This window comes from Streptomyces sp. NPDC001868, from assembly GCF_040297125.1.
Lineage (GTDB): Bacteria > Actinomycetota > Actinomycetes > Streptomycetales > Streptomycetaceae > Streptomyces.
In genome coordinates, this window is the sequence record NZ_JBEOYO010000113.1 from 1 (window position 1) to 9,077 (window position 9,077).

The 9,077-nt window shown below is 72.8% G+C and carries 6 protein-coding genes; all 6 read left to right on the forward strand.

All coding sequences use genetic code 11. From position 1 onward, the window contains the following. Positions 1-169: 169 nt before the first annotated feature. Positions 170-1,369, forward strand: coding sequence for an ATP-grasp domain-containing protein (locus tag ABT147_RS46600; protein ID WP_351418508.1), 1,200 nt, complete (start codon positions 170-172; stop codon positions 1,367-1,369). 38 nt (positions 1,370-1,407) lie between these two features. Further along, the gene (locus ABT147_RS46605; protein ID WP_351418521.1) at positions 1,408-3,201 is read left to right on the forward strand and encodes an IucA/IucC family protein; all 1,794 of its coding nucleotides are present in this window, start codon (positions 1,408-1,410) and stop codon (positions 3,199-3,201) included. Then, the gene (locus tag ABT147_RS46610) at positions 3,198-4,472 is read left to right on the forward strand and encodes an MFS transporter (RefSeq protein WP_351418511.1); all 1,275 of its coding nucleotides are present in this window, start codon (positions 3,198-3,200) and stop codon (positions 4,470-4,472) included. Before ABT147_RS46605 ends, ABT147_RS46610 begins: the two co-directional genes overlap by 4 nt. Next, positions 4,473-6,260, forward strand: a complete 1,788-nt coding sequence (locus tag ABT147_RS46615) for an IucA/IucC family protein (protein ID WP_351418513.1) — start codon at positions 4,473-4,475, stop codon at positions 6,258-6,260. Positions 6,261-6,321: 61 nt separating this feature from the next. Beyond that, complete coding sequence (locus ABT147_RS46620; RefSeq protein ID WP_351418516.1) at positions 6,322-7,512, forward strand: type III PLP-dependent enzyme; 1,191 nt, start codon at positions 6,322-6,324, stop codon at positions 7,510-7,512. A 190-nt stretch (positions 7,513-7,702) separates the two neighbouring features. After that, complete coding sequence (locus ABT147_RS46625) at positions 7,703-8,893, forward strand: 4-hydroxybenzoate 3-monooxygenase (protein WP_351418518.1); 1,191 nt, start codon at positions 7,703-7,705, stop codon at positions 8,891-8,893. The last annotated feature ends 184 nt before the right edge of the window (positions 8,894-9,077 follow it).

The window sequence follows — 9,077 nt, forward strand, 5'->3', positions numbered from 1 at the left end:
TTGTTTTTGCGCCACTAATTGTCTAGGCCCCCGGGGTTGGTGCTCCAATAGGCTTTGGGCCGGTGGTCCGGGGGGGGCCCCCCCCCCCCCGCGGCCCCCCCCCCGCCCCTCCCCACCGAGCCCCCACCGCCGAACCCCCCACCCGCTAGCGGAAGTCGTGCACCACCCCATGCGCCTGTACTTGCTCGCCCTCAACCCCACCGACTCCGTCACCGAGGGCTTCCTGCCCGCCGCCGCCCGCCTCGGCCTGGACGTCACGCTTCTCACCGACCAGCCCGACGCCCACCGTGCCGCGTACCGGGAGCACCCCGAGATCGAGATCCTCGACTGCGACGTACGGGACTACCGCGCCGTCGTCACCCGGATCTCCACCCACCACCGGCCCGACGCGGTCTTCACCAACAGCGACCATCTGCAGACCCAGGCCGCCCTCGCCGCCCACTACTTCGGGCTCCCCGGCAAGGACTGGCGGGCCACCCTGCGCGGCAAGGACAAGGCCGAGATGCGCCGCCATCTGGCCGCCTCCGGCCTGGACACCGTCTGGTCCGCCGAGATCACCGATCCGGCCGACCTCACCGGCCGCCTCGTCGTCGACGCCCCGTACCCGTGTGTCGTCAAGCCCCGCGAAGGCGTCGCCAGTGAGGACGTCGTGCTGGTCGACACCGCCGAGGACCTCGTGGCCCGCGCCAAGGAGATCCTGACCCGTCGACCGGGCGGCACGCTGGTCGTCGAGGAGTATCTGCCCGGTGAGCTGTACACCCTGGAGACCCTCGGCGACGGCACCGTCCGGCATGTGCTCGGCGGGTTCCACACCGAGCTGTCCCCGCCGCCGTACTTCATCGAGGAGCGGCTGACCTTCGTCCCGGCCCAACCCGCGCCGGTCGTCGCTCAGGTTCTCGCCCAACTCGACGCGCTGGGCGTCGGGTTCGGCGCCTGCCACACCGAGTTCGTCGTGCACGACGGCCGGGCCCGCATCATCGAGGTCAACTACCGTGCCATCGGCGACCAGTGCGACCTGCTCCTCGCCCGACTCCTCGACCTCCCGCTCTTCGAGCACATCCTCCGCACCCACCTCGGCGAGCCGCTGCCCGCCGACCTGGACATCCGGCGCGACGGCGCGGCCCGCCTGGAGTACCCCTGCGCCGACCGTGCGGGCACTCTCGTCGCCGCCCCCGCCGCGACCGAACTCACCGTCGACGGAGCCCACCTGACGTACCGTCCGCTCCGCGCACCCGGCGAGCACCACGAGCTGTACCGGACCAACCGCGACTACCTCGGCGTGCTCCGCGCCACCGGCACCGACCAGGAGACCGTCGACCGGGCCGTGACGGACTTCCTCGCCGCACAGCGCTGGGAGATCCAGCCGTGACCACCGTCGCCACCACTCCCGACTTCGCCACCACCCCCATCGTCGCGGCCTCACCCACGCCCCCCGACACCGCCGAAGCCGAACTCCTCACCCGCGTGCTCGGCGCGCTCCTGCGCGAGGACGTCGTCGGCCTGCGCACCCGCAGCACCCTCGTCCACCGCCCGGACGGCCCCTGGCTCCGCCTGCCCGCCACCGCCACAGCCGCTGCCGCCGACGGCGCCCTCCTCCTCCCCGTCACCGAAGACGGCTTCCAGCACACCCACGCAGCCCGACTGCCCCTCCTCGTAAGGGAGTCGGAGGAGTCGGACGTCGCCGACCCGCCCGCCGCGGCACACCTCACCACCTGCGACACCGTCCTCGCCGCACTGCGCGCCCTCGCCGAGCCCGTCGACCGCGACGGCTTCGACGCCTTCGCCGAGGAGTGCCGCCAGACCGTCGCGACGATGCGGCTGCACGAGGAGACGGGGGAGGAGATCGCCGAGGGGCTCACCGACCTGTACGGCACCGACCTCGCCGACTGGACGGGCCTGCGCGGCGGCCTCGCGTACGAGACCCTCGCCGCACGCCTCGACCACCCGGTCTACCCGACCGCACGCGGCCGCTCGGGTCTCGACGAGAACCAACTGCGGGACTACGCACCGGAGTTCCACCCGACCTTCGCCCTTGAGTGGCTCGCTCTGCCCAGGGAGTCCGTCACCGTCACCGGTGACCTCCCGGACGGCTGGCCCACCCCTTCCGGGCTCGGACTCGCGGACCTCGACCGTACCCATGTCGCCCTGCCCGTCCACCCGTTGACCGTCGGCGCACCGCTCGACGCGGCCCTGCGCGAGGCGGGGCTCGCGGACCGGGCCGTGCTCGCCGACCGGGCGTACCTCTCCGTCGTACCCACGCTGTCGATGCGTACGGTCGCGCCCGCCGCCGCACCCTCCCTGCACCTCAAACTCCCCCTGGCCACCGCCACGTTGGGGCTGCGGAACAAGAGGTCCATCAAGCCCGGCACCCTCGTCGACGGCGCCGCGGGACAGCGGCTGCTGGCGGCGGTGATCGACCGCGAGCCCCGCTTCAAGGGCCGGGTGCTGCACGCCGACGAGACGGTGTACGCGCACGCCGGACACGAACTGCTCGCCGTCCTGTGCCGCCGCTACCCGACGGACCTCGACGACTCGGTGGTCGTCCCCCTGGCCGCCCTCCTCGCCGAGGAACCCGGCGGGGCACTGGTCGTCGACCGTCTCGCCGACCGCTTCCACGGCGGCGACACGACCGCCCTGCTCGACGCCGTGCTCACCCTGCTGTTCGACTGGCAGACCACGCTCTTCGGCTACGGTATCGCGCTGGAGTCGCATCAGCAGAACGTCTCTCTGGTCCTCGGCCCCGAGCCCGGCGGCCTGCGGCTGCTGCTGAAGGACAACGACGGCCCGCGTGTCAACCGCACCCGCCTGGCCGCCAAGTTGGGTCGGAACGACGGCACTTGGGGCTTCGACGACGCCCGCACCTTCACCACCGACGACCGCGCCGTGGCCGACGTGTTCACCACCATCACCGTCCATCTGTGCGCCGGTGCCTACGCGTTCGGCCTCGCCCGGCACGGCCGCGCCCCACTCCGGGAACTGCTGGACCTCGTACGGGACCGGCTCACCGAGGCCGTCGACCGGCTCGGCGGCGACGCGGCGGCCGTCCTGCGCGAGCGGGTGCTGAACGCGCCCGAGCTGCCGGTGAAGGCGATGGTGAGTGCCGGAACCCTGCTGAGCAAGGAGCGGTCGGGCGCCGCCGACATCAACAAGCACTACACCACCGGGCCCAACTATCTGCTGCGGGAGGGTGGTTCGGCATGACCGCCGAGGCGCTCGCCATGTCGCGCCCCGCGTTCGGCCGCCGGCAGGTGCACGCCGTGGCCGCCTGCTACTTCGTGGCGTCGTTCGCCGCACTGGGGCTGCCCCCGTACTTCACCGAGATACTGCCCGGACTGGGCGCCGGCGCGGCCCGCTGGGCGGGCGTGCTGTATGTGGTGCCCACGGTGTTCAGCGCGCTCGCGGCACCCCTGTGGGGGCGGCTCGCCGACCGCTTCGGGCGGAAACGACTGCTGCTGCGGGCCCAGTTGGGCCTCGCCGTCTCCTTCGTGATCGCCGGCTGGGCCGACTCGCTCACCATGTTCACGGTGGCGCTGGTGCTCCAGGGCATCCTGGGCGGCACGTTCGCCGCCTCCAACGGCTATCTGGGCGCCGCACTGGAAGGGCCGCGACTGTCAAAGGCGCTGACCCTCATGCAGGGCAGCGCGCGGGCCGCGCTCGTCTTCGCGCCGATCGTCGTCGGCGCGCTGTCCCCGTGGATGTCCCCGCACCGTCAGTACGCCCTCCTCGCGCTGCTCCCACTCGCCGCCGCCCTGCTGCTGGCCGCCCTCCCCGAACCGGCCGAGACCGGGGAGGGCGGGGAGGCCGGGGAGACCAGCGACCCCGGACAGGAGAAGACGAAGGCGGAGACGAGGAGGGAGACGCGGACGGAGACGCGGACGGAGACGGAGAAGGAACCCGTCGACGTCGCCCCCAAGGCCGCGCTGCGCAGGCTCTACACACTGGAGTTCGCCTTCGTGTTCTCCACGGTCATCTCCTTCCCCTATCTCATATCCCTCGTCGAGGAACGCCTCCCCGGCGCCTCCGCCGCCCTCTCCGGCCTGCTCTTCGCCCTGCCGCACCTCTGCTACCTGATCACGGCCATGCCGGTGCACCGCGCGATCCACACCCGTCCCCGGCACGGCATGGCCCTCGGCTTCGCGCTGATCGCCCTCGGGCTCGCCGGTCACGGCGTCGCCCACACCCTGCCCGCCCTCGTCGCCGTACGGCTGCTGCTCGGCGTGGGTCTCACCCTCGGCATGGTCGGCCTGTCGGTGCTGGCCGCCGACTGCGCCCGGGGCCGCGCCCCCGGCGGGATGTTCGGCTCCCTGGAGTTCTTCTCCAAGGCCGGCGCCGTCGCCGCCGGAGTGACCGCCGCCGTGGGCAGTGCCCGGTACGGCCCCGCCGCGCCGGTGCTGGTAGGCGGCGGCATAGCCGCCCTCACCGCCTTCGCGACTCTCCTGCCCCCACATCCGCGTACCCGCTGGAGCCACTGAATGCCCCCGCTCACCGACTCGATCGGTACCACCCACCTGCCCACCGCCGACGACGCCGTGGCCCACACCCTCCTCAACTGCCTGCTGCGCGAGGTGTCCGGCCCCGAACACCAGACCGCCGTCATCGACGGCCACCTCCTGCTGCGCCTGCCCCGCCGCGGCCTCCTCCTCCGCGTGGCGCTGCGCCGTACGTCCCTGCTGGGCGCCCACCGCTTCACCGGCCCCGTCCACGAGCAGTCCGACACCGGCTGGCGCCCGCTCGGCTGGCGCCGCCTCGCCGAGTACACGCACGACGAGCTGTCCTTGCGCACCGGCGTCCGCAACGACGAGTTCCTGCACCAGATCGACTCCAGCCACCGCACCCTCGCCACCGCGCTCACCGCCCGCGAGACCGGCGCGCACGCCCTTCGCGACACCACCACCCACGACACCAACATGCACGACACCGCCCCTCACGACACCACCCCTCACGCCACCGCCCCGCACGGGCTCCCGGACTACCTCGCCTCCGAGCAGTCCCTGCTGTTCGGACACCGCTTCCACCCCACCCCCAAGGCCCGCACCGGCGACGCGGACGCCTGGCAGTCGTACGCCCCGGAGGCCGGCGCCTCCTTCCCGCTGCGCTATCTCGCCGTCCGCGACCGTCTGATCGCCGAGGAGAGCGCGGAGCCCGGCGCGACCGCCGTGCTGGACCGGGAACGCGGCGACGTCCCCGAGGGCTACCGGCTGCTGCCCGCCCACCCGTGGCAGTACGAGATGCTGCGTGAACACCGGCTGCTGCGCGAGGCGTTGGGCCGCGGCGACATCCTCGACCTCGGCCCCGGCGGCCGGGAGTACGCGGCCACCGCCTCCGTCCGCACCCTCTTCGACGGCGACGCGTTCCTGAAGTTCAGCCTCAACGTCCGCATCACCAACTGCCTGCGCAAGAACGCCAGTTACGAACTCTCCGGCGCCGTCGCCCTCACCCGCCTCCTCGCCCCGGCCCTCGCCGACCTGGAAACCCGTTTCCCCGGCAGCGCGGTGCTCCGCGAACCCGCCTACCGCAGCCTCGCCGTCCCCGGCCCCGACGGCATTCCCGACCGGGCTCTGCTCGAAGGCTTCGGTGTGATCGTCCGCGAGGGCCTGTCCCGGCGGCTGCTGCCCGGCACGACCCCGCTGCTCGCCGCCGCCGTCGCCGACGAGTACCCGACCAGCGCCGCCCACATCTCCCGCCTCCTCGACGGCACGGGCCCCGGGACCGCCCTCACCTGGTGGAAGGCCTACCTGCGCCTCCTCGTCCCGCCCGTCCTCTCCGCCTACTTCGACCACGGCCTCGTCCTGGAACCCCACCTCCAGAACGTCCTGATCTGCGTCGACACCGACGGCATGCCCGCCCAGGTCCTCTTCCGCGACCTGGAGGGCACCAAGCTGGTCCCCGACCACCACGCCGACACCCTCGCCGCGCTGCCGCCCGAGGTCGCGGGCCCGATGTCGTACGACGCCCAGCGCGGCTGGGACCGTGTCGTGTACTGCCTCCTCGTCAATCACATCGCCGAGCTGCTGGCCGCCCTCGCCGACCTGCACCCCGAGACCGAGGCCGATCTGTGGGCGGCGGTCCGCGCGACCATCCGGGACTACGCCGACGAGGAGGGCTGCCCGCCCCGCCTCGCCGCCCTCCTCGCCGGGGTCCCGCTCCCCGCCAAGACCAACCTGCTCACCCGCTGGGAACGCAGGGCCGACCGCGAGGCCGGCTACGTCCGCCTGCCCTCGCCCCTCGCCGAGGACGTCCTGCGCTGGGGCACCCGATGAGCCGCCGCGCACCCGCGCCGCCCCAGCGCCCCAGTGCCTTCCGACCAGCCAGGAGCCCCCGTTGACCCTCCCCACCGCCGCCGTACGCGATCGTGTCCTGTCCCTGTCGCTCACCGAACTCCCCGCGTACGTCTACGACTTGGCGGCCCTGCGCGACCACGCCGCACATGTACGCGCCGCCCTCCCCGAACGCGTCGAGCTGTACTACGCGGCCAAGGCCAACCCGGAGCCGCGGATCCTGGCCGCGCTGGGCCCGTACGTCGACGGCTACGAGGTGTCCTCCGGCGGCGAACTCGCCCATGTCGCCGAGGCCGTACCCGGCCGCCCGCTGGCCTTCGGCGGCCCCGGCAAGACCCCGGACGAGATCCGGGCCGCCCTGGAGCACGGCGTCGCACGCTTCCACGTGGAGAGCGAGCACGACCTGCGGATGCTCGGCGAGCTGGCACGCCGGGCGGCACCGGCCGCCCCGGTCGGGGTGCTGCTCCGCTTCAACCTCGCGGTGGCGGACGGTTCCCTGGCGGGCAGCTCGCTCGCCATGGGCGGACGGCCCACCCCGTTCGGCCTGGACCCCGCGCGGGCACCGGACGTGTTCCGCCCCCTCACCGACGGCACGTATCCGCACCTCGAACTGCTCGGCGTCCACGCCCACTTGGCGAGCGGACTCGACGCACCCGAACAACTCTCGCTCGCCCGCTCGATCGTGAACTGGGCGACGGGACTGGGAGTTCCGCTCCGCGAGGTGAACGTCGGCGGCGGCATGGCCGTCGACTACACCCACCCCGAGACCCGCTTCGACTGGAAGACGTACGGCGAAGGCCTCGCCCAACTCGCCGACGCCCATCCGGAACTGACGCTGCGTATCGAGCCCGGCAGAGCGCTCACCGCCTACTGCGGCTGGTACGCCACCGAGGTGCTGGACGTGAAGCACAGCCATGGCGAGGAGTTCGCCGTGGTCCGGGGCGGCACCCACCATCTGCGCACCCCGGCGACCAAAGGTCACGACCAGCCGTGCTCGGTGCTGGCGGTGGAGGAGTGGCCGTACCCGTGGCCGCGCCCGGCGGCCGAGGGGGAGCACGTCAGCCTCGCCGGACAGCTCTGCACGCCGAAGGACCTCCTCGCCCGTGACGCTCAGGCACCCGGGCTGCGGGCGGGGGACCGGGTGGCCTTCGCCCTCGCGGGCGCGTATGCCTGGAACATCTCGCACCACGACTTCCTGATGCATCCCCGCCCCGGTTTCCACTTCCTCGGCTGACCCTCCCGTTCGCCCCTCGACGGAACCCGGCCGCCCGCCCGACCCCTCTGGGGGAGTGTGACCGTTGACAGGCGGGCAGGCCGGGCCCAGACTCATGCCTAAAGAATAGTGAAGTGAATTTCACCTGACGAACAAGGTCGGCGGCCCGGGGGACGGGACGCGGCTCGTCCTCAACGACGAGGGGTACTCAATGCACACCACTGTCGGCATCATCGGCGGCGGCCCCGCGGGGCTGCTGCTGGCCCGTCTGCTGCACAACGCGGGAATCGACAGTGTGGTTCTGGAACGCAAGGACCGCGCTTACGTCGAGCAGCGTCAGCGCGCCGGAATCCTGGAGCAGGCCACCGTCGACGTGCTGCGCTCCGCGGGGGCCGGCGCCCGGCTGGACGCCGAGGGCATGCCCCACGACGGTATCGAACTGCGCTTCGACGGCCGCGCCCACCGCGTCGACTTCCCCGAGCTGACCGGTGGCCGCCGGGTGTGGGTCTACGCCCAGACCGAGGTCGTCAAGGACCTCATCGCCCTCCAGCTCACCGACGGCGGACCCCTGCTGTTCGAGGCCGAGGTGCACGGGGTGGACGGCGCGGACACCGACCGGCCCGTGATCCGCTACACCCACGAGGGCCGCGAGCAGACCCTGACCTGCGACTACGTGGTCGGCTGCGACGGCTTCCACGGGGTGGCCCGGGACGCCGTCCCGGACGGGGTGCGGACGACGTACGAGCGGACGTACCCCTACTCCTGGCTGGGCATCCTCGCCGACGCCCCGCCGGTGTACGACGAGCTGATCTACGCCCACTCCGAGCGCGGCTTCGCGCTGGCGAGCATGCGGTCGCCGTCCGTGAGCCGCCTCTACCTCCAGGTCCCGAACGGCACCGACCCGGAGGACTGGTCCGACGAACGGATCTGGGACGAGCTGGACGCCCGGTTCGCCCTCACCGCGAACCCCGGCTGGCGTCTCGAACGCGGGCCCGTCACCTCGAAGGCCGTGCTGCCGATGCGCAGCCACGTCACCGAGCCGATGCGCTACGGCCGGGTCTTCCTGGCCGGCGACGCCGCCCACATCGTGCCGCCCACCGGCGCCAAGGGGCTCAATCTCGCCGCCACCGACGTCATCGTGCTGGCCCGCGCCTTCGCCCGGCTCAAGGAGACCGGCTCGACCGAGCTGCTCGACACCTACTCCGACACCTGTCTGCGCCGGGTCTGGCGGGCCGAGCACTTCTCCTACTTCATGACCACGACGCTCCACGCCGACCCGGAGCAGTCCCCGTTCGAGACCAGGCTCCAGCTCTCCCAGCTCGACCGCGTGGCCACCTCGCGTCTCGCTGCGGCCGAACTCGCCGAGAACTACACGGGGCTGCCGCTGGACCCCGACTCCTGACCGAGCGGGCCACCGAAGACCGGGTCAGCGCCACCGAACGCCGAGGTGCGCCACCGAACATCGAGATGCGCCACCGAACATCGAGATGCGCCACCGAACGTCGAGGGGTGAGGGGCCGGGCGCGAGCCGGACGCGCGACCCCCCCCGCCCGCACATGCGGGGGGGGGGGTGGGTGGGGGGCCCC